Genomic DNA, 22,249 nt, shown 5'->3' with positions numbered 1-22,249 from the left:
GGTTCATTCGGCAGGTTAAAACCCGCCCGATGCTGCACAAGCGCATCACCAGCAAGCTGGCTCCTATAACGGCATTCATGGGCGCTCCGCCAGGATTACGTCGGCGGCCTTCTGCGGCATCGAGTAGAGGTCAGCGCTGTCAGCATAGGCCAAGCCATTTCGACTCCAGAGGGCCCGCTGCTCATCGTCGGCCAGCATCTGCTCCAGCATACGATCCAGCGTGGTTTGCTCGAACGGGCTGGGCACCACCCGGCCACAATCGGCATCTTCAATGTAGTAGGCGTAACCACAGACATCCGTCACCAGCACCGGCAACCCCGCGACCAACGCTTCCAGCAGCACGGTACCGGTGTTCTCGTTGTAGGCCGGATGGATCAGCAGGTCGGCTCCGAGGAGAAAACGCGGGATGTCGCTGCGGCCTTTGAGAAACTCGACCTGAGCGGATACTCCCAGTGTTTTGGCTTGCATTTGGAACGATTTGGGGTCGTCCTGGCCAATGACGAACAGGCGAGTTCGCTTCTTCAATTCGCGAGGCAGTGACGCAACGGCTCTCAGGCTGCGATCGAGCCCCTTGGTCTTGAAGCCGGAACCGATCTGCACCAGCAGAAGGTCGTCATCCTCAAGCTTGAACTCACGGCGGAAATCGGCCCGAATCTCAGTGGTATTGGATGGCGCCCGTCGATCCTGAGCGATGCCCGGCGGCAGCAGATGGAACCGCTCGGTCGGTGTAGCGTAATGCTTCACGAACAGCGGCTGCTGCACCTCGGAGATCATCAGGATCTCGGTCTTCGACTGCGGCGCAAAGACCGCGCGCTCGTACTCGGCGAAGTGCTTGTAGCGGCCCCAGCGCCGGTAGATCGGGTTGCGCAGGGTCTGCGCCTTGTCCTCGAAGCAAGGGTCGGCGGCGTAGTACACGTCCAGCCCTGGCATCTTGTTGAAGCCGATCACACGATCAACCGGGCGCTGCGCCAGATCGGCTTCGACCCAGTCGGTAAAACGCTCATTGCGGGTGTGGTTGAAGATCGCTTTGACCGGCGCGATCAGCACCTCGAAACCAGCGGGCACTTCGCCTTCCCAAATCATCGCGTAAACCCGGACTGCATGACCACGGCGCTGGCATTCCAGCGCGATGCGCATGAAGTCACGCTGCAGGCCGCCGAACGGGAAATACTTATAGAGGATGAAGGCCAGCTGCATCAGGGCGTCTCCGATGACCGCAACAGGGCCTTGAGTTCACTTGCGACGCGCTCAGGAGGCAGCTCGTCGAAACAGGGTTTGTGGCGATCCCCTTTGCCGGCGTTCGGCCCGGGCGCGCACAGGTGTATTTGGGAACGGCCGTACGCACCGACGCGGCCGGGCAGCGTGGGCCCATAAAGCGAAATGCTCGGAACGTCCAAGGCTGCGGCGAGATGACCGAGCCCCGTATCCACCGCTACACAGGCACGCGCCCCGGCTACAACTTTGGCGACACCACCCAGATTGAGTCTGGGCAATACAGAAGCGCCCGGCAGCTCTTTGGCGATTCGTTCGGCGCGGGCCTTCTCCTCGGCATTGCCCCACGGCAAGCGGATCGCCCAACCGAACTCGCTCATACGCTCGGCCAGTTCGCGCCAGTAGCGCTCTGGCCAATGCTTGCTTGGCCAGGTAGTGCCATGCAGGAAGAGCAAATACGGTTGCTCGCCCGGTGCAGCCAACTGGCTGCGGTCCAGTCCGTAGTCGGCGACCGTTTCCGGAGCTGTGTAGCCAAGCGCCTGGGCAAACAGCTGACGCACCCGCTCGATCGCATGTTGGTCCCGCGGCACGGCATGGCATCGATCATAGAAACGCGACGCCAGCGGCTCACGTATCGAGTCGCGATCAAAACCTGAGACCGGTGCCTTGACGTAGCGTGTCAACCAGGCGCTCTTCAACAGCCCCTGAGCTTCAATCACCAGATCGTAACGGGTCTCACGCAGTCGCGCCTTGAAACGCCGCCACTCACCGGAACGAAGGGTTTGCAGAGGATGCTTGCGCCAGCGCCGAACCGCTACCGGAATCACCTGCGTAACCGCCGGATGCCAGGCAGGAATCTCAGCGAACCCCTCCTCCACGACCCAGTCGATTTGAATGCCCGGAATGGCGCGCTGTGCATCGGTCAGCGCCGGAAGCGTGTGGACCACGTCACCCAGCGAGGAGGTCTTGACCAGCAAAACCCTCACTCAGCGCACCTCGACCGACTGCGGTACCAGGCGCCCCAGCGCCTCGATGACCAAACGCGGCTCAAGTTCGCGCATGCAGTTGTTATGACCGAAACGGCAGGTTCGATCGAAACAGGGACTGCAGTCGAGCCCCAGGCGCACGATCTCAACCTGGTCGGACAAAGGCGGCGTGAAGGCCGGTGACGTCGAGCCATAGACGGAAACCAGCGGCCGCGCGAGGGCGGCGGCGACGTGCATCAGACCCGAATCGTTGGAAACCACCGCATCGGCGCAGGAGAGCAGATCGATCGCCTCAGCCAGGCTGGTTTCGCCGGCCAGGTTCAGGGCTTCTTCACGCAATCCGGGAATCAACGCCTGCAGGATCTCCTCGCCGACAGCGTGGTCGTTCTTCGAACCGAACAACCATATCTGCCAGCCTTCACGAATCTTCGCTTCCGCGACTTTGGCGAAATGCGCGGCCGGCCAACGCTTGGATTCACCAAACTCGGCACCGGGGCAAAGCGCCAGCACCGGGCGATCTAACGCAAGCCCGAAACGCGCCAACGCAGCATCGCGAGTCTCTTCGACGATACGCAAGGAGGGCTTCGGATAAGTCTCGGGCAGCTCAACGCCAGGCTCGAAGGCCAGCGCCATGAAGCGCTCGATCATCAGCGGATAGCGTTGTTTATCCAGCTTGCGCATGTCGTTGAGCAGGCCGAAGCGCATCTCGCCACGCCAGCCGGTGCGTTTCGGGATGCCGGCAAAGAATGGCACCAGCGCCGATTTCAGCGAGTTGGGCAGCAGGATTGCCTGCTGGTAACGCCCGCGCAGGCTCTGCGCAATGGTTCGCCGGGTCGCCATGTCGAGCACGCCGTGCCCCACCGGAAAACTCAGCGCCTCACGAACCTCGGGCATGCGCTCGAGGATCGGCCGGCTCCACTCCGGGGCGAGCACGTCGATCTGGCAGTCGGGATGGCGTTGCCTCAGGCAGACGAACAACGTCTGCGCCATCACCATGTCGCCGACCCAGCTAGGACCCACAATCAGAATATTCATAACAAGAGCCGCCAGAGGCTGGAGGATTGAAGGTTGAACGAAGAAGCACCTCGTCCAGCCTTCAGCCTAGAGCCTTTAGCCCACCAGGGTCCGCCATTCAGCGTGCGCATCGGTTTTGCCAGAGACCAGATCGAAGTATGCCTTCTGGATGCGCTCGGTGACCGGGCCGCGACGGCCAAGGCCAATATTGCGGCCGTCGACTTCACGGATCGGGGTAACTTCAGCAGCAGTACCGGTGAAGAAGGCCTCGTCGGCGATATAGACCTCATCGCGGGTGATGCGCTTCTCGACCACCTTGATACCCAGCTCGTCGGCCAAGGTCAGTACGGTGCCACGGGTAATGCCGTTGAGGCAGGCGGTGACCTCCGGGGTGTAGATCACGCCATCCTTGATAATGAAGATGTTCTCGCCTGATCCCTCGGCCACATAACCTTCCGGATCCAGCATCAGCGCCTCGTCAGCACCGCCGGAGATCGCTTCCTGCAGCGCCAGCATCGAGTTGATATACGCCCCGTTGGATTTGGCGCGGGTCATGCTGATGTTGACGTGGTGCCGGGTGAAGGAACTGGTGCGGACCTTGATACCGACCTCCAGCGCTTCGTCGCCCATGTAGGCACCCCAGTGCCAGGCGGCGACGATCACGTGCACTTTCAGACCGCTGGCGCGCAGCCCCATGCCCTCTGATCCGTAGAAGACCATCGGCCGGATATAGGCGCTTTCGAGATTGTTTTCACGAACGGCAGCGCGGGTGGCCTCGTTAATTTCCTCTTTCGAGTACGGCATCTTCATGTTCATGATGTGCGCCGAGTCGAACAGGCGATCGGTATGCGCCTGCAGGCGGAAGATCGCAGTACCGGCTGGCGTGTTGTAGGCGCGCACGCCTTCGAAGACGCCCATACCGTAATGCAGGGTGTGAGTCAGTACATGGGTGGTCGCGTCGCGCCACTGCACCATCTCACCGTCATACCAGATCACGCCATCACGATCGGCCATCGACATTGTTGCCACCTCGGAATTCGATAAATGCTGTGTTTACAGACGAGATCAGCTGAGCCCCAGCTCACGCCAGATGTGCATCACCGCGCGACGCTCGTCATGAAATTGATCCCCGCTCACAACGCCAGGCAGTTTCTGCAGTGATTGCCGGTGAGCCACAGCGCGGTATGCCTTGTAGGCGTCCTGCAGCAGCCGAACCTCATCGCCGGTCATCAACCCGGCCTGCTCCAACCCGTCGAGGATGCGGATATTGTCGGTGTAGCGCAGCAGCTGCGGATGCTGGTGCGACCACGCCAAAGCCGCGTATTGCACCATAAATTCGATATCGACGATACCACCGGCGTCCTGCTTGAGATTGAACTCGCCATCGGCCAGGAACGCCTTTTCAGCCGTGCCCGCCTGAGTGGTGCGAGTGCCGAGGTTGTCGCGCATCTTGGCGCGCATCTCGCTGACCTCGCCACGCAGCTGTTCAAGATCACGCGCGCGCCCGAGCACCGAAGCGCGGACTTTTTCGAAATCCGCTTCCAACTGAGGGCAGCCCACCAGCACTCGAGCACGCACCAGCGCCTGATGCTCCCACGTCCAGGCCTCGTCGCTCTGGTAGCGACCAAAGGCGCCCAGCGAGCTGACCAGCAGGCCGGATGCACCTGACGGACGAAGACGCATGTCGACCTCGTAGAGCTGCCCTGAGGTCGTCTGGGTGGTCAGCAGATGAATGATGCGCTGACCCAGGCGAGTGAAGAACTGCGCGCCATCGATGGGTTTGGCGCCGTCGGTTTCGGCGTTCGGGTCGCCGTCATGGATGAACACCAGATCCAGGTCGGAACCGTGGCCCAGCTCAATGCCGCCGACCTTACCGTAGCCAACGATGACGAAGGCCGGATCGCACAGCGAACCGTCGGCACGCTGCGGCTGGCCGTGCCGCGCGACGGTGTGCCGCCAGGCCAGGGCCAGCACCTCTTCGAGATTGGCCTCGGCCAGCCAGGTCAGGTAGTCACTGACTTTCATCAGCGGCAAAGTACCGGCGATCTCGGATGCCGCGACACGTAAACGGTGCGCCAGCTTGAAATGGCGCAACGCTTCCATTTGCTGCTCGAGATCGTCCTCGGGAATGCGTGCCAGCCGCTCGCGTAGCTCGGCGGCGAGTTCCGGCGCCTGTGGCGGGCTGAACAGCCGCCCGGCATTGAGCAGCTCGTCGAGCAGCAACGGGAAGCGGGCGATCTGCTCGGCGATCCAGGGGCTTCCGGCACAAAGTTCGAGGAGCCGCTGCAACGCGCCCGGATTTTCCGTCAGCAGCACCAGATAGGCGGAACGGCGTGCGACCGCCTCAACCAACGGCAGCACGCGCTCCAGCACCAGGTCCGGGTCATCCTGTTCGACCGCCTGAGCCAGCAACCGAGGAATGAACGCATCCAGACGCTCGCGCCCAAGACGTTGCATGGTTCGCACCTGATTGGCGCTACGCAGGGCAGCGAGACGCTGGCAGGCGCCCTGGCCATCGCGAAAACCCGCGTCGCTCAACTGACGGCAGGCGAATTCCTCGTCCCAATCCTGCTCCCACAACGGCAACCACTCGCCGCCCACCAGCGATTCGGCTTCGGCACTTTCGTCTTCATCGGGATCGGCAATCACCTGGCGGAAATGCCAATCGACCCGCCCACGCCAATACAGCAGCTGCTGATGAAAGGCCTCCCAGTCATCGAAGCCCATGATCAGGGCGACGCGATCACAATCAATTTGATTCTCTGGCAGCATCTGCGTCTGGCGATCATCGATGGCCTGCAGTGCATGCTCGGTGTAGCGCAGAAATTCATAGCCTTCGCGCAACTCTTCTACGGCAGCAGTCGGCAGATAGCCCTGCCCCGCCAGAGTTGTCAGCACTTTTAGTAAGGGCCGCTGCTGCAGGCTCAGGTCTCGCCCGCCGTGGATGAGCTGGAAAGCCTGAGCGATGAACTCCACCTCGCGAATACCGCCGGAGCCCAGCTTGATGTTGGCGGCCATCCCCTTGCGCCGCACTTCCTGCTGGATCAACTGTTTCATGGTGCGCAGCGCATCGATCGCGGAAAAATCGAGGTAGCGTCGGTAAACGAAGGGCCTGAGCATCTCCAGCAACTGCTTGCCGGCGGCCTTGTCGCCGCCGACTACGCGCGCCTTGATCATCGCGTAGCGCTCCCAGTCGCGCCCCTGGTCCTGGTAGTACTGCTCCAGCGCATTGAAGCTGAGCACCAGCGAACCGGACGAGCCATAGGGCCGCAGCCGCATGTCGACACGGAAGACAAAACCATCGACGGTCGGCGCGTCGAGTGCTTTGATCAGCCGCTGCCCGAGGCGCACGAAGAATTCCTGGTTATCCAGGCAACGCTTCGCCCCGACGGTCTCGCCGCCTTCCGGGTAACCGAAAATCAGGTCGATATCCGAAGACAGATTCAGCTCATGCGCGCCCAGCTTGCCCATGCCGAGCACAACCATATGCTGGGCATCGCCACTGCGCCGGCCAGTCGGAACGCCAAACTGTTCGCACTGGCGCTCGTACAACCATTGATAGGCGAGATCGATACAGGCATCAGCCATGTCGGACAAATCGCCGCAGGTCTCGGCCAGATCGGCCTGTCGAGTCAGATCACGCCAGATGATTCGCACCTGCTGGCGGTTGCGAAACCGCCGTAGCCGGCGGGCCAGACTGTCCTCATCAATGCAATCGTCGAGCAGCTCGGCGAGCGCCGCGCGCATTTCGCCAGGCTTTAGCGGTCGTTCCAGCAACCCGCTTTCGGCCAGTTGCAGCAGCATCTCGGGTTCTCGGCTAACCTGTTCGCTGACGAAGTCGCTGGCGGCACAAACCCGACCGAAGGCCTCACGGCGAGTCGCTGGCCATGCTGAAAATACCTGTTCAGCCCGTTCTGATGAGCCGCGCAGGGAGTCGAGGAACGTCTCCTCGGCACGGGTGACCAACGATTGGAGCGACGTCGGCAATGCAACCAGCAATGGCAAACTCATGAATGTTCCTTTGTGCAAGACCGGCCAGAAGGATAGCGAGAACGCCCGGAATTGGGCCCTGACATCGGAGTCAGCCGTCCAACGGAGCCGCTGCGAATGTAGTTTTACTACGGAAAAATTCCGACAAGGGGCTGAATCGGTCACGGTTTTGTAGTAAAACTACAGAGCCCGGCTCTACCCCCGGCAATCATCCAAGAACATAGACGCACCGGCCCACAAAGCCGGCCGCGAAGCAGGCAACCGATTCTGGAAGCCTTTCCGCCCTGGAGCAAGCCATGCAAGATCTCGATCCCGTCGAAACCCAGGAATGGCTGGACGCCCTCGAGTCAGTACTCGATCGCGAAGGTGAAGACCGCGCCCACTACCTGATGACCCGGATGGGTGAACTGGCCACCCGTAGCGGCACACCCCTGCCCTACGGCATCACCACGCCCTACCGCAACACCATCCCCGTCACCCGCGAAGCGAAGATGCCCGGCGACCTGTTCATGGAGCGCCGCATTCGCTCCCTGGTCCGCTGGAACGCACTGGCGATGGTGATGCGCGCGAACCTGAAGGACCCGGACCTGGGTGGGCACATTTCCACCTTCGCCTCCAGCGCGACCCTGTATGACATCGGCTTCAACTACTTCTTCCAGGCTCCGACCGAGGAGCATGGCGGCGACCTGATCTACTATCAGGGCCACGCCTCGCCCGGCATCTACTCGCGTGCGTTCCTTGAAGGCCGCCTGACGGAAGACCAGATGCTCAACTTCCGCCAGGAGGTCGATGGCCACGGGTTGTCGAGCTATCCGCACCCGCACCTGATGAACGACTTCTGGCAGTTCCCCACCGTATCCATGGGCCTGGGCCCGATCACGGCGATCTACCAGGCACGCTTCATGAAGTACCTGGAAAACCGCGGTTTCATTCCCAAAGGCAAGCAGCGCGTCTGGTGCTTCATCGGCGACGGCGAGTGCGACGAGCCGGAAACCCTCGGCGCCATCTCCCTGGCTGGCCGCGAGAACCTGGACAACCTGGTGTTCGTCATCAACTGCAACCTGCAGCGCCTCGACGGCCCGGTTCGCGGCAATAGCAAGATCATCCAGGAACTGGAAGGCGTGTTCAAAGGCGCCAACTGGAACGTCAACAAGGTCGTCTGGGGCCGCCTGTGGGACCCGCTGTTCGCCGCTGACGAAGACGGCCGCATGCAGCGCCGCATGGATCAGGCCATCGACGGCGAATACCAGAACTACAAGGCCAAAGACGGCGCTTACGTGCGCAAGCATTTCTTCGGGGCTGACCCAGAGTTGCTCAAGCGCGTCGAGAGCATGTCCGACGAGGAAGTCTGGAAGCTCAACCGTGGTGGCCACGATCCCTACAAGGTCTATGCGGCCTATCACCAGGCGGTCAACCACAAAGGCCAGCCGACCGTCATCCTGGCCAAGACCATCAAGGGCTACGGCACCGGTGCCGGTGAAGCGAAAAACATCGCCCACAACACCAAGAAAGTCGATATCGAGAGCCTGAAGAAATTCCGCGACCGTTTCGACATCCCGATCAACGATTCGCAGCTGGAAGAATTGCCGTTCTACCGTCCAGCCGAAGACAGCGCCGAGATGCGCTACCTGCGCAAGTGCCGTGAAAAGCTTGGCGGCTCGCTGCCGCAGCGTCGGGCCAAGAGTTTCAGCATTCCGACGCCGCCGCTGGAGACGCTTAAAGCGGTCCTCGACGGATCGGGCGATCGTGAAATCTCCACCACCATGGCGTTTGGCCGGATCCTGTCGCAGCTGATCAAGGACAAGGATCTGGGCAAGCGCATCGTGCCGATTCTCGCCGACGAAGCGCGTACCTTCGGCATGGAAGGCATGTTCCGCCAGCTGGGTATCTACTCGCCGGTGGGGCAGCTGTACGAGCCGGTCGACCGCGACCAGGTGATGTACTACCGCGAGGTGCAAGACGGGCAGATCCTGCAGGAAGGTCTCAACGAAGCGGGCGCCTTCTCCTCGTTCATGGCCGCCGGTACCGCCTACAGCAACTACAACCAGCCGATGCTGCCGGTTTACATCTTCTACTCGATGTTCGGCTTCCAGCGGATCGGCGACCTGGCCTGGGCGGCGGGCGATGCCCAGACTCGCGGCTTCCTGCTGGGCGGCACCTCCGGGCGCACCACGCTCAACGGCGAAGGGCTGCAGCACGAGGACGGCCACAGCCACATCCTCGCCAGCACCATCCCCAACTGCCGCAGCTATGACCCCACCTATGGCTACGAGCTGGCGGTGATCATGCACCACGGCATGCACGAGATGATGGAGCTGCAGAAGAGCGTTTATTACTACATCACGGTAATGAACGAGAACTACCAGCAGCCAGCCATGCCGCAGGGTGTCGAAGACGGCATCATCAAGGGCATGTACCTGCTCGAAGAAGCCAAGGGCGACTTCAAGCACCGCGTGCAGCTGATGGGCTCGGGTTCCATCCTGCGCGAAGTCCGCGCCGCGGTGGACATCCTCGCCAAGATGGGCGTCGGTGCCGACGTCTGGAGCGTCACCAGCTTCAACGAGCTGCGCCGCGACGGCCTGGCCGTGGACCACTGGAACCGCTTGCACCCAACCGACGAACCCCGCAAGAGCTATGTCGAGCAATGCCTGGAAGGCCGCGAAGGTCCGGTTATCGCCTCCACCGACTACATGAAGCTGTTCGCCGACCAGATTCGCCAATGGGTGCCGTCCCGCGAATACCAGGTGCTGGGCACCGACGGCTTCGGTCGCAGCGATTCGCGCGCCAAGCTGCGCGACTTCTTCGAAGTCGACCGTCGCTGGGTTGCCGTCGCGGCACTGCAGGCACTCGCCGATCGCGGCGCCATCGAACGCAAGGTCGTGGCCAATGCCATTACCGAGTTCGGTATCGACCCCGAGAAGCGCAATCCGCTGGATTGCTGATGCGTGCGCACAGGAGAACCTATTGTGAGTGAAACCATACGCGTACCCGACATCGGCAGCGGTGAGGGTGAAGTAATCGAGTTGTTCGTCAAGGTCGGCGACCGTATCGAGGCCGACCAGAGCATCCTGACGCTCGAGTCCGACAAGGCCAGCATGGAAATCCCGGCGCCCAAGGCGGGCGTCGTGAAAGCACTTAAGGTCAAGCTGGGTGATCGACTAAAGGAAGGCGACGAACTGCTTGAGCTGGAAAGCGAAGACGCTCAGGGCAGCGAAGCACCGGCGCAAGCCGCTGCCGAGCCTGCCGGCGCCGCCGACAGCCCTGCTGACGAAGCCCCGGCCACCCAGGCTGAGGAGGCATCCTCCGCCTCGGCCGGCGGTGAATCGCAGGAAATCAAGGTTCCGGACATCGGCTCGTCGGGCAAAGCCAGCGTGATCGAGGTCTCGGTCAACGTCGGCGATACCATCGAGGCCGAGCAGGCGCTGATCACCCTCGAGTCTGACAAGGCCAGCATGGAGATTCCCTCTCCGGCCGCCGGCGTGGTCGAAAGCATCTCGGTCAAGGTGGGCGACGAGCTGGGCACTGGCGACCTGATCCTGGTCCTCAAAGGCGCCGCAGCGGGCAAGCCGGCAGCAGCGAGCAGCGCACCGGCAAGCCAGGCCCAGAGCCAGCCGAAGGAGCAGCTGACCGAACAGGCGGCTGAGGAGCCTGCAGGCGAGTCTGTGGAAGAGGTTCGCATTCCGGACATCGGCTCCAGCGGCAGCGCCAACGTTATCGAAGTGATGGTCAAGGCCGGCGACAGCGTCGAGGCGGATCAGTCGCTGATCACGCTGGAATCCGACAAGGCCAGCATGGAAATCCCGGCGCCCAAGGCGGGCGTGGTGGAGTCGCTGTCGATCAAGGTCGGTGACTCGGCCAAGACCGGTGACCTGATCCTGACGCTGAAGGTCGCGGGCGCCGCCCCGGCGAAGAAAGCCGCAGCCAAGCCGCAGGAAGCGGAACCGCAGCAGCAGGCCGTCGCGCCGAACAAGCAGGGTGTGCCGGAAGCCAAGGCTGCCGCAACGCCCGCCCCGGCAGTAAGCGGCCCGAGCAAGGCCGGCACCAAGGTACACGCCGGGCCTGCAGTGCGCATGACCGCACGGGAGTTCGGCGTCGAACTGGCCGACGTTACAGGCACCGGCCCCAAGGGGCGGATTCTCAAGGAAGACGTCCAAGCCTACGTCAAGAGCATGATGAGCAAGGCCAAGCAGGCACCGGCAGAAGGCAGCACGGGCGGAGCGGGCATTCCGCCGATCCCGACCATCGATTTCAGCCGCTTCGGTGAAATCGAAGAAGTGCCGATGACCCGTCTGATGCAGGTCGGCGCCGCTAACCTGCACCGCAGCTGGCTCAACGTGCCGCACGTGACCCAGTTCGAATCGGCCGACATCACCGAGCTGGAGGCTTTCCGCGTCGCGCAGAAGGCTGTGGCAGAGAAGGCCGGCGTCAAGCTGACCGTACTGCCACTGCTGCTCAAAGCCTGTGCGCACCTGCTCAAGGAGCTGCCGGACTTCAACAGTTCACTGGCACCCAGCGGCAAGGCGCTGATCCGCAAGAAGTACGTGCATGTAGGCTTTGCGGTCGACACTCCGGACGGCTTGATGGTGCCGGTAATCAAAAACGTCGACCAGAAAAGCCTCCTGCAGCTGGCAGGCGAAGCGGCGGCACTGGCCGAGAAAGCGCGCAACAAGAAGCTTTCAGCGGACGACATGCAGGGCGCCTGCTTCACCATCTCCAGTCTCGGTCACATTGGCGGCACCGGCTTCACGCCGATCGTCAATGCGCCGGAAGTAGCGATCCTGGGTGTCAGCAAGGCGACCATGCAGCCGGTATGGGATGGCAAGGCCTTCCAGCCCAAGCTGATGCTGCCCCTGTCGCTGTCCTATGATCACCGCGTGATCAACGGCGCCGCGGCGGCGCGCTTCACCAAGCGCCTGTCCGAGCTGCTGGCGGACATCCGCACCATGCTGCTGTGATCCGATGAACGACAAAAACCCGCCCTCGTGGCGGGTTTTTTGTTTGTCAGGCTAACCGCGAAGCGTCATCAGCCCTTTTGCAGATTGCGGAACAGGAAGGACAGAGCCTTCGCCAACTCCTCTGCCCCCTTGGGGTCACGGAGGATGGTCAGCCAAGGCTCGCTGTCAGCCACGCCCGCGAAGGTGCATACAACGCCTTGCGGCGGGCACTGGTACTGGATGTAGGGATCCAAGCCGAACACCGAGAACCCACGGTTGCGCACGGCAACGTTACCGGACGCATCGCGGCGCTCCTCACGGATACGCAACTCGCCAGGCGCGCCAACGCTGATCTGGTATTCGAGATCCTCCGGGTTGGCCCGCTCCACTTGATAGGCAGCCCGCAATCCATAGGCCTTGAGCAGCGCATTGCTGTGCGCAAGCAGGGCTTTTCGTTCGTTCTGGGTGAGATAAAGTGCCTGGAGCTCGGCCAAATAACGGGACGGTTCGTCTGAGCCCAGGGTATTTGGCTCGGCGGCGTTGAGCGGTCCGCCAGCGATCAGGAGAACCGAGATTAACAGTAACTTTGATAGCCGACTTGTCAGTCCCTGCTGCATGATGCACCCTTGCAGTAATTAATATTATTTAGCCATCTCAGCGCCCTAAAAAGCGTCTAAGCTGCGGCTAACGAAGCGACTCCCGCAGCATACTGGAAGCCAACCGCTCGATGAAAATACATACCGATGCCGCCAGCCGTTTGGCGACCGAGGTTGTGACGCAGTTGCCAGCGCCTTCGAGGCTGGGCATGTTGCGTTTCGAGCGTTTGAACGAATCCAGCTGGGCCTTGCTGTATCTCGACCCAGCCTGCGATCGTTATCTGGGCCAGCCCGCGCATAATCTCTGTTCTCTGATCGACTCGCCTTATGCCAGCCTCATGGAGCCGCAAGCTCGCCTAAAACTTCATGACGTGGTGCAAGCGCAGCTGGCAACCCTGGGCCACTATTCCATTCGTTACTGCCTGCACACCTCCGATGGGCCGCTGGACATGCTGGAGATTGGCGAACTCTGCCAACAGTATGGTCGAGAATTGGTTCGTGGCTACCTGATCGTCGAACCCCATGCAGCGGGAGCCTCCCCGGCTCTGGAATCCCAGAATGCGAAGCTACAATCGTCTCTGGAGTTTTATCAGCAGGCCCAGGATGAGCATCTCGAACACCTGATCCGCTCCCGCGCGCAACAGAGTCTTATCGTGCGCCTGGCCCGGCACCGCTACAGCGCAGCTAATCCACAGCTTGAGGCTGCGCAGCTGATCACCCAGGCCGCCAGTGAAGCATATGGGATCGCCCGTGCATCGATATGGCATTTGAAGGGAGATCAGCTAGAGGCCATCGCAGCTTACTGCCGCGCTAGTGGCAGCTTTGAATACCCTCCATCTATGGACATCTCGGCCTGCCCACGTTATGTAGAGGCGCTGCATAAGGGGCGGGTGATCGACGTGCAGAATGTCGTAGAAGACGCCCGCACCGTGGAACTTGCACCAATAAGCTTCAATCCACGCGGCATCACATCGATTCTTGACGCGACGATCAGGGTCGGCGGTGAGGTGTTCGGCGTACTCTGCCTGGAACACTCCGGCTGTGTCAGGACCTGGCATGCCGATGAGGTGGCGTTCGCTGGCGAACTGGCCGATCAGTACGCTCAGGTGCTGGCCAATCAGCAGCGCGTCAGCGCCACCTATACCCTGCACCTCTTCCAGCGCGCGGTCGAGCAGAGCGCCAGCGCATTCATCCTGGTCGACCGGGATGGCATCGTCGAGTATGTGAATCCGAGCTTCACCTCGATTACCCAGTTCTCAGCCGATGAAGTTCGTGGTCGCCGCCTGGCCGACCTGACTGCTTTGGAAAACCTCAGCGAATTGCTGTTCGACACCTCATCAACGTTGTCCCAGGGCAACAGCTGGCAGGGCGAATTCCGAAGCCGTCGCAAGAACCTGGAGCCTTATTGGGGGCAGCTGTCGATTTCCAAGGTGTTTGGTGAGAGCGGCGAGCTCACGCATTACATCGGCATTTATGAAGACATCACGCATAGCAAGTTGGCGCAGCAGCATATCGAACGCCTGGCCTATACCGATAACCTGACCGGCCTCGGAAATCGCCCGTTTTTCATTCGCAGTATCGAAGAGCGCTTCGCCACCGGTAAAGAACCGCAGCTGTGCCTGTTGCTGGTGGATATCGACAATTTCAAGCGCATCAATGACAGCCTCGGACACCAGACCGGCGACAAATTGCTGGCCAGCCTGGCTCGCCGGCTACGCAACAGCCTCAACCGCGACAGTGTGCTCGCGCGCTTCGCCAGCAACGAATTCGCCCTCCTGCTCGACAACATGGACCTGGAAGAGGGCCTGCTGCTGGCGCATCAAGTGCTGCGCACCCTCGACAAACCCCTGTTCGTCGACAAGCAGTTGATCAGTGTCAGTGCCTCCCTGGGGCTGGCCTGTTCGCCATTGCATGGCCGTGATCCCGAGACGCTGATGAAACATGCCGGCCAAGCCCTGCACAAGGCCAAGGCCAACGGCAAGAACCAAGTACAGGTGTTTACCGAAGCCTTGCATGCCGAGGCTAACTACAAGTTGTTCGTCGAAAACAATCTGCGCCGAGCGCTGGTGCAGAATGAGCTCGAAGTTTTCTATCAACCCAAGCTCTGCCTGCGCAGCGGCCGGCTGCAGGGCCTGGAAGCGCTCCTGCGCTGGAACCACCCGGAAAAAGGCATGATCCGCCCGGATCAATTCATTGGCGTTGCCGAAGAAACCGGGCTGATCATCCCGATAGGCAAGTGGGTCGCACGTGAAGCGTGCAAGATGGGCCTGCAGCTCGCCGCACTCGGCATCGGCACGCCGCAGATCGCGATAAATCTGTCACCCAAGCAATTTTCCGATCCCGACCTGGTCAGCTCGATCGCCGCCATTCTCTCCGAAGAAAAGCTGCCGACCGACCGCCTCGAGCTGGAATTGACCGAAAGCCTGCTGCTCGAAGCGACCGAAGCGACGCGTCAGCAACTGATAGGCCTCAAGGCACTCGGGGTCACCCTGGCGATGGATGACTTCGGCACCGGCTATTCATCGCTGAGCTACTTGAAGAAATTCCCAATCGATGTGATCAAGATCGACCGGAGTTTTATCAAGGACATTCCGGATAACCAGGACGATATCGAGATCACCTCAGCTGTCATTGCCATGGCTCGCAACCTCAATCTCAAGGTGGTTGCCGAAGGCATCGAGACTGTCGAGCAGCTGGCCTTCCTGCGCCATCAACGCTGCGATATCGGACAGGGTTACCTGTTCGATCGACCCATCCCCGGCGACCAGCTAATCAGCTCGCTACGCCGATATCCGCACTGGCTTTAACGGTTCTACGCCTACCGTCCGGGCACGCGCGCGTTGGATTTGTCAGCTTGGTAGCCTAGGCTAGCGGAAAACATGCCCAAGGCCCGAGGACCAAAATGACCCTGCGCTCGCAAATTCTTGTACATAAACAGGCGCTACCTGATGCCGGGCAAGCCCTGCCAGGACGCGCCACGCCAGTTCCGGTGCCCGAGACTCACTTCGTCAGCGGCAATCCGCTGCAGCCACCGTTCCCGGCGCACCTGCAACAGGCGATATTTGCCATGGGCTGTTTCTGGGGAGCCGAGCGGCGCTTCTGGGAGCAGCACGGTGTGTGGACGACCGCGGTGATTTATGCCGGCGGCCACACACCAAACCCCACCTACGAAGAAGTGTGCTCCGGCCTCACCGGACACACCGAAGCCGTGCTGGTGGTGTTTGATCCACAGCTGATTTCCTACAACGACCTGCTCGGACTGTTCTGGGAGGCGCACAACCCAACCCAGGGCATGCGTCAAGGCAACGACATCGGCACCCAGTATCGATCGGCGATCTACTGCTTCGACGCCGTTCAGCTGGAAATGGCACGCGACAGCGAAGCGCGGTTTCAGGCCGAACTGAACAAGCACGGGCTAGGCGGCATCACCACAGAAATCGCCGATCTGCCGGCGTTCTACTACGCCGAGGCCTATCACCAACAATATCTGGCGAAAAACCCAGGCGGGTACTGTGGTCTCGGAGGCACTGGCGTGTGCATGCCGGCTTAAGCTGGAAAATTGCCAGTGCTTAGTGCTAATCAGGGGCTGAGCAAGGCAGCACTGTGTTAGTGCCCTTTTGCGGTGCCGTTGCGCCAGATCGAGATCTTCAGCTCGCCTGCGTTACCGGCGAGCTTCGTCTGGATCTGGCCGACCCCGTCGGCAGTATCGGTTCGCAGGCATGGCCTGCCCCTACAGACAGGACCCGGCAGGAGCGCGCCTCCCGGAAACCCGGCATTAAAGGATTAATGACTGACGACGGTGGCGCCGTGGTTGTCCACGGAAAAAAGAAAACCCCGCCGAAGCGGGGCCTTTGCAGACTGTAACCGACATCCATGACTTACGCCTTCCTGGCGTCGCTCCGCTACGCGTCCGTTTTATTTCTTAAGCGCTTCCCTACGCGGCGTCCGTGGCGAAAAGACTACCGATCGGTCTGAAAAACCTGTAGTAGCAGTTCGCACCACGGCTTGTAAGCATTCACTTACGCACGACCCCTTCCTTGGCGCTGCGTGTAAGTAATTGACTACAAGCGATGCAGATCTATGACTAAGCCCGTCAGACATTGTTCCCAGAGATGGCGAATTAATTTCATTGTGCCTCCACGGAATTGAACGCTTTTAGAACTGCGAAGCCTCAAGCAGATACAACGAATCGCTGCCAGCTCGAACCGAGGCGCTCAATGAGTGGATGCGCGGCAGCAGGCGAGCGAAATAGAACCGCGCAGTGCCTAGCTTGCTGGCATAGAAGTCGTCCTGGGTTTCCTTGCCCAATGCAGCCTCTGCCATTCTGGCCCACATATAGGCATAGGCCGTGTAACCGAACACATGCAGGTACTCGACCGAGGCCGCGCCGATTTCGTTGGGGTTGCGCTTTGCACTGTCGATGGCGAAGGCAGTGAGCGCGTCAAGGTTCTCCAGTGCCGCCTTCAGTGGCGTCGTGAACTCTTCGAGCTCGCCGCCCGCCGCTGCACAGTAGCTGCGAACTTCTTCGGCAAATGCGCGATACAGCTCGCCGCCGCTGCCCACCACCTTTCGCCCAAGCAGGTCCAGCGCCTGGATGCCATTGGTGCCTTCGTAGATCTGGGTGATCCGGCAGTCGCGCACCAGTTGCTCCTGTCCCCACTCCCGGATAAAGCCGTGACCACCGAAGACCTGCTGGCCGTGGACAGTCGTTTCCAGCCCCATGTCGGTGAGGAAAGCCTTGGCTACCGGCGTCAGTAGAGCCACAAGTGCCTCGGCACGCTGGCGTGCTTCGGCGTCATCGCTGAATTTGGCGATGTCCAGCTGCAGCGCCACATAGCTGGAGAAGGCGCGACCGCCCTCGTTCAACGCCTTCATGGTCAGCAACATTCGGCGAACATCGGGGTGGACGATGATCGGGTCAGCGGCCTTGTCTTGCGCTACCGGACCAGTTGGTGCGCGGCTCTGGATGCGCTCACGTGCGTATTCGATAGCGCTCTGATACGAACGCTCGCCCGTGGCCAAGCCCTGGATGCCGACGCCCAGACGCTCATAATTCATCATGGTGAACATCGCCGCCAGGCCCTTGTTCGGCTCGCCGACCATCCAGCCGGTGGCACCGTCAAAGTTCATAACGCAGGTGGCCGAGGCCTGGATGCCCATCTTGTGCTCGATCGAGCCGCAGCCGAGGCTGTTGCGCTCACCTAGGCTGCCGTCTTCGTTGACCATTACTTTGGGGACCAGGAACAACGAAATACCGCGTGAACCTGCCGGCGCATCGGGCAGCTTGGCCAGTACGAGGTGGATGATGTTCTCGGTGAGATCGTGCTCGCCACCGGTGATGAAGATCTTGGTGCCGCTGACCTTGTACGAGCCGTCCGCTTGTGGCTCAGCCTTGGTGCGGATGATGCCGAGGTCAGTGCCTGCGTGTGGCTCGGTCAGGCACATGGAGCCTGACCAGACACCGGCATACATGTTCGGCAGGTATTTCTGTTTCAGCTCTTCGCTGGCATGAGCATAGAGGGACAGGCAGGCGCCAGACGTCAGCATAGGATACAGACCGAACGCCAAGCTGGCCGAGTTCATCATTTCCTCGACCTGCGCCGAGATCGCTTTCGGCATGCCCATGCCGCTGTAGGCTGGGTCACCGCCTACACCGACCCAACCACCTTCGGCGTAAAGGCGATATGCCTCGGGATAACCGGCGGGTGTGGTGACCGCGCCGTCCACCCAGCGGCAGCCTTCTTCATCGCCGCTGCGGTTGAGAGGCGCAATGGAATTGGCCGTAATTTTGCCCGCTTCCTCGAGGATGGCTTCGGCGGTTTCCGCATCGACGACTTCAGCCAACGCTGGCATCGTCTGCCAGAGCTTCGGGGCGTCGAAGACTTCGTTTAGGACGAAACGCATATCGCGCAGCGGTGCTTTGTAGTCAGCCATGGAAAAGACCTCGCAGAAAACGTGTCACCCGGCCGATTGGCCGCAGCAGTTTCGCGAGTCTAACTGAAGACTAATCGGCGCCCGAAGCGTCTTTAAATGACTGATCAGTTCTCACCTAGACGCTCGAGGCAGCCACGTATTCTTGGCCAAAGTCCTCGAGCTGCAGCGACGATCGCGCACAAAAAAGCCCGCACAAGGCGGGCTTAGATTGAGGCGCAGATCAGAAAGCAAATTGGTCAGCGGCCAGTTTCATCAGGCTGGCGCTGCCGGCCTCGATGGCTGCTTTATGGGCTGCGGTGCGCGGCAGCAAGCGAGCAAAGTAGAACTCGGCAGTGGTCAGCTTCGACTGATAGAAAGCCGCATCGCCGCCCGCCTCGGCGAGCTTGCCCTGCGCCACTACGGCCATGCGCAGCCAGAAGTAGCCCAGGATCAGGTAGCCGCAGTACATCAGGTAGTCCACCGAGGCCGCGCCGACTTCGTCAGGGTTCTTCATCGCGGCCATGCCGATTCGGCTGGTGATCTCGCCTAGCTCGCGATTCAGGCCGGCCAGCTGCGTGATGTATTGCTGCAGCTCAGGATGCTGCGCGTTGGCCTCGCAGAACTTGTGTACCTGTTTGGTGAAACCAAGCATCAGCTTGCCCTGGCTGCCGAGCACTTTGCGGCCGAGCAGGTCGAGTGCCTGAATCCCGTTAGTCCCTTCGTAGATCGGCGCGATGCGGCAATCACGAACCAGCTGCTCCATGCCCCACTCGCGAATGTAACCGTGGCCGCCGAATACCTGCATGCCGAGGTTGGTCACCTCCAGCCCCGTATCGGTCATGAAGGCCTTGCAGATCGGGGTGAGAAAGGCGAGCAGATCCTCGGCTTCCTTGCGCTTGCCGGCGTCCGGGCTGTGGATCTGATCAAGCAGCTGCGCGGTGAAGTAGGCCAGGGCACGGTTGCCCTCGTTGAACGCCTTCATGGTCAACAGCATCCGCCGCACATCGGGGTGCACGATGATCGGATCGGCAGGCTTCTCAGGAAACTTCGCCCCGGTCAGTGCACGCATCTGCAAACGTTCGTTGGCGTATTGGATGGCACCCTGAAAGCTCGCCTCGCCACTGCACAGTCCCTGCATGCCGGTCCCCAGCCGTGCATGGTTCATCATCGTGAACATGCAGTTGAGCCCCTTGTTCGGCTCACCAATGAGGAAGCCCTTGGCACCGTCAAAGTTGATCACGCAGGTCGCCGAGGCCTTGATTCCCATCTTGTGCTCGATGGATCCGCAGGCGACAGCGTTGCGCTCGCCCGCTTCGCCGGTAGCATCAGCCAGGAACTTGGGCACGATGAACAGCGAAATGCCCTTGGTTCCCGCCGGAGCATCGGGGAGTTTGGCCAGCACCAGATGCACGATGTTCTCGCTCATGTCGTGCTCGCCGGCCGAGATGAAGATCTTCGTGCCGCTGATCGCGTAGCTGCCGTCGGCCTGGGGGACCGCACGGGTCTTAATGATGCCCAGGTCCGTGCCGCAATGGGATTCAGTGAGACACATGGTGCCGGTCCAGCGGCCCTCGGTCATGCGGGTCAGGTAGGTCTCTTTCTGCTCGTTGGTGCCGTGGGCGGCTATCGCGGCCATGGCGCCATGGGTTAGCCCTGGATACATCCCAAAGGAGGTGTTTGCCGAGCCAACCATCTCGCCAACCACCAGCCCCAGCGAGTGCGGCAGACCTTGACCGCCATAGGCAGGATCCGAAGCCAGGCCCATCCAGCCGCCTTCGGCATACTGCGCAAATGCTTCCTTGAAGCCTTTTGGCGTGGTCACCACACCTTCGTCGAAGTGGCACCCTTCCTCATCACCGCTACGGTTGAGAGGCGCAAGCACCTGCTCGCAGAACTTGGCGCCTTCCTCGAGGATCGCGCTGACCGTATCAGGCGTAGCGTCTTCAGCACCGTTGGCCGCGTAGCTGCCATGAAAGTCGAACACTTCGTCGATCAGAAAGCGCATATCGCGCAGGGGAGCCTTGTAAGCGGGCATATCGTTTCTCCAGGACAGCATCGTGCATTGTTATGCGCGCTACGCTACTGACAGATAGACCCGCTCGCCATCACATTGCAGGCGCTGAATGCGCCGCCATAACCGCCGACTGCCCACCAGTTCGTAGCGCAAGCGCAGGCTGCTTTTCAGCCTCGCACTGCGTCGGAACCTCCCTCTTTCAACGTACGCATCGCACCGCGGCGGTTCTCTACATGCGAGCGGACGCAGTTGCGCCCCGCTCCCTTGGCGCTATAGAGCGCCTGGTCGGCCTTCTTGATGACCTCCTCAGCGCTGCGCTGCGTCATCAGTCGCTCGGCGACGCCGATACTGATAGTCACCGAGACCGCCGCTGCCGAAGCAGCACCACGGCGCTGCCGTCCCTGCTCCGCATCCTTTGGCCGGCTGGACGTGTCGCGCAGCTGCAGTGGATAGCTCTCGACGGCCTGCCGCACGGCTTCCAGATGCGGCAGGCAATGCGCCAGATCACGCCCTGGAAATACCAGCGCGAACTCCTCGCCTCCGTAGCGATAGGCGCGTCCACCGCCGCCAACCTTGCGTAGCCGGCTCGCGACAAGGCGCAACACTTCGTCACCTACATCGTGCCCGTGGGTGTCATTGAAGGCCTTGAATCGATCCACATCGGCCATGGCGATTACGTACTGACGCCCCAGGCGCTGCAGTCGCTCGTTCAGGGCGCGACGGCCCGGCAGGCCGGTCAGCTCGTCACGAAACGCCATTTGATAGGCCTCCTGGGCAATGGCGATCACCAGCACCAGCATCATCAGGCTGCTCAAGACGTTGAGCGCACCGGGACGACTGAACACCTGCGGCAGCATCAAGAGGAGGCCGATCAGCGCAACCAACTGCGCCGCGTGCACTGGCCGAGGCCGTCGCAGGTACTGCGCCAGTACGGCGAGTATGGCGATCAGAAATACTGGATAGGCCAGCTGGATCAACTGCAGCCAGTCAGCCTGCAATGACGGCCAGCGAACTTCCGTCAGCCAGTCGAGCACCCCCGCGGGGAAGCGCCGCGCCAAGGCCAGAGCCAAGACCGAGACGACAAACACAACGGCAAGGCGTGCCAGACCGTCCTGCAACAGGTGTGCACGCTCTTGCCAAAGGGCATAGAGACCGTAGAGCGCCGGCAGAAGCAGGCTGCACAGGTGGAACGTCAGCGCAGCCTCTGGCAGTAGCACGCCGGAGAGCCGGTAGTGGTCGACCTGGGTATCGAGGAGGAAATAGACGATATAAACCGTCAGCAGCAGAAAGGTCTCACGGACCCGTGCATAGGCGATGCAGAAGGCGCCCCCAAGCAATAGCAGGACGGTGGGCAGCACATTGAACAAGGACGTGAAGAACTCGTTCAGCATGGGCTGACCTGCAGCCACAAGCCCTCCGACCAATAGCGCCAGCGGTGCATAGAAATGACTGAAACGAGCGGGGCTCTGGCGAGGCACGGCGGCTCCGGTAACGGCCGTGAGGAAAGCAGGCATTTTGCCTGCACTTGATGAAAGGTTCACCCACGGGGTGAAAACAATCACTGGCATCGCGGAACACGAGCCAAAAAAA

General features: G+C 61.1%; 13 protein-coding genes. 4 read left to right on the top strand and 9 right to left on the bottom strand.

The window, feature by feature from the left end; translation table 11 throughout:
* Positions 1 to 75: 75 nt before the first annotated feature.
* The 5 genes from PSTU_RS0104805 to glnE form a co-directional block, all read right to left on the bottom strand.
* On the bottom strand, positions 76 to 1,197 hold the full coding sequence (locus PSTU_RS0104805) for a glycosyltransferase family 4 protein (RefSeq protein ID WP_019339912.1): 1,122 nt from the start codon (positions 1,195 to 1,197) through the stop codon (positions 76 to 78).
* Positions 1,197 to 2,198 carry a lipopolysaccharide heptosyltransferase I gene (gene waaC / locus PSTU_RS0104800; protein ID WP_019339911.1) on the bottom strand — a complete coding sequence of 334 codons (1,002 nt, stop codon included), beginning with the start codon at positions 2,196 to 2,198 and terminating at the stop codon, positions 1,197 to 1,199. Before waaC ends, PSTU_RS0104805 begins: the two co-directional genes overlap by 1 nt.
* On the bottom strand, positions 2,199 to 3,233 hold the full coding sequence (gene waaF / locus PSTU_RS0104795; protein WP_019339910.1) for a lipopolysaccharide heptosyltransferase II: 1,035 nt from the start codon (positions 3,231 to 3,233) through the stop codon (positions 2,199 to 2,201).
* 75 nt (positions 3,234 to 3,308) lie between these two features.
* Complete coding sequence (ilvE, locus tag PSTU_RS0104790) at positions 3,309 to 4,232, bottom strand: branched-chain-amino-acid transaminase (protein ID WP_019339909.1); 924 nt, start codon at positions 4,230 to 4,232, stop codon at positions 3,309 to 3,311.
* 45 nt (positions 4,233 to 4,277) lie between these two features.
* A complete protein-coding gene (gene glnE / locus PSTU_RS0104785; RefSeq protein WP_019339908.1) occupies positions 4,278 to 7,223 on the bottom strand; it encodes a bifunctional [glutamate--ammonia ligase]-adenylyl-L-tyrosine phosphorylase/[glutamate--ammonia-ligase] adenylyltransferase in 2,946 nt (981 codons plus the stop codon).
* A gap of 275 nt (positions 7,224 to 7,498) precedes the next feature.
* Here glnE and aceE point away from each other — a divergent pair, with 275 nt between their 5' ends.
* Positions 7,499 to 10,144, top strand: coding sequence for a pyruvate dehydrogenase (acetyl-transferring), homodimeric type (gene aceE, locus PSTU_RS0104780; protein WP_019339907.1), 2,646 nt, complete (start codon positions 7,499 to 7,501; stop codon positions 10,142 to 10,144).
* Between the two features lie 24 nt (positions 10,145 to 10,168).
* On the top strand, positions 10,169 to 12,157 hold the full coding sequence (gene aceF / locus PSTU_RS0104775) for a dihydrolipoyllysine-residue acetyltransferase (protein WP_019339906.1): 1,989 nt from the start codon (positions 10,169 to 10,171) through the stop codon (positions 12,155 to 12,157).
* Positions 12,158 to 12,225: 68 nt separating this feature from the next.
* On the opposite strand, the gene PSTU_RS0104770 is transcribed toward aceF, so the two are convergent.
* Positions 12,226 to 12,753: a hypothetical protein gene (locus PSTU_RS0104770; RefSeq protein ID WP_019339905.1), complete on the bottom strand. Its 528-nt coding sequence runs from the start codon at positions 12,751 to 12,753 to the stop codon at positions 12,226 to 12,228.
* A gap of 110 nt (positions 12,754 to 12,863) precedes the next feature.
* Between PSTU_RS0104770 and PSTU_RS0104765 the strand changes: the two genes are divergently transcribed.
* Both PSTU_RS0104765 and msrA read left to right on the top strand, forming a co-directional pair.
* A complete protein-coding gene (locus tag PSTU_RS0104765) occupies positions 12,864 to 15,539 on the top strand; it encodes an EAL domain-containing protein (RefSeq protein WP_019339904.1) in 2,676 nt (891 codons plus the stop codon).
* A 95-nt stretch (positions 15,540 to 15,634) separates the two neighbouring features.
* Positions 15,635 to 16,282: a peptide-methionine (S)-S-oxide reductase MsrA gene (msrA, locus tag PSTU_RS0104760; RefSeq protein WP_019339903.1), complete on the top strand. Its 648-nt coding sequence runs from the start codon at positions 15,635 to 15,637 to the stop codon at positions 16,280 to 16,282.
* 605 nt (positions 16,283 to 16,887) lie between these two features.
* Here msrA and PSTU_RS0104755 read toward each other — a convergent pair.
* From PSTU_RS0104755 to PSTU_RS20465, 3 genes are all read right to left on the bottom strand, one after another.
* Positions 16,888 to 18,666: an acyl-CoA dehydrogenase C-terminal domain-containing protein gene (locus PSTU_RS0104755; RefSeq protein ID WP_019339902.1), complete on the bottom strand. Its 1,779-nt coding sequence runs from the start codon at positions 18,664 to 18,666 to the stop codon at positions 16,888 to 16,890.
* A 220-nt stretch (positions 18,667 to 18,886) separates the two neighbouring features.
* Positions 18,887 to 20,680 (bottom strand): acyl-CoA dehydrogenase C-terminal domain-containing protein, encoded by a 1,794-nt coding sequence (locus PSTU_RS0104750; RefSeq protein ID WP_019339901.1) that lies wholly within the window; start codon positions 20,678 to 20,680, stop codon positions 18,887 to 18,889.
* Positions 20,681 to 20,826: 146 nt separating this feature from the next.
* Positions 20,827 to 22,173, bottom strand: coding sequence for a GGDEF domain-containing protein (locus tag PSTU_RS20465; protein WP_080571173.1), 1,347 nt, complete (start codon positions 22,171 to 22,173; stop codon positions 20,827 to 20,829).
* Positions 22,174 to 22,249: the final 76 nt, after the last annotated feature.

The sequence above is a fragment of the Stutzerimonas stutzeri SDM-LAC genome (assembly GCF_000235745.1).
GTDB lineage: Bacteria > Pseudomonadota > Gammaproteobacteria > Pseudomonadales > Pseudomonadaceae > Stutzerimonas > Stutzerimonas stutzeri_H.
The sequence above is the reverse complement of the archived record's forward strand: the minus strand, read 5'-3'. Positions and strand labels throughout refer to the sequence as shown.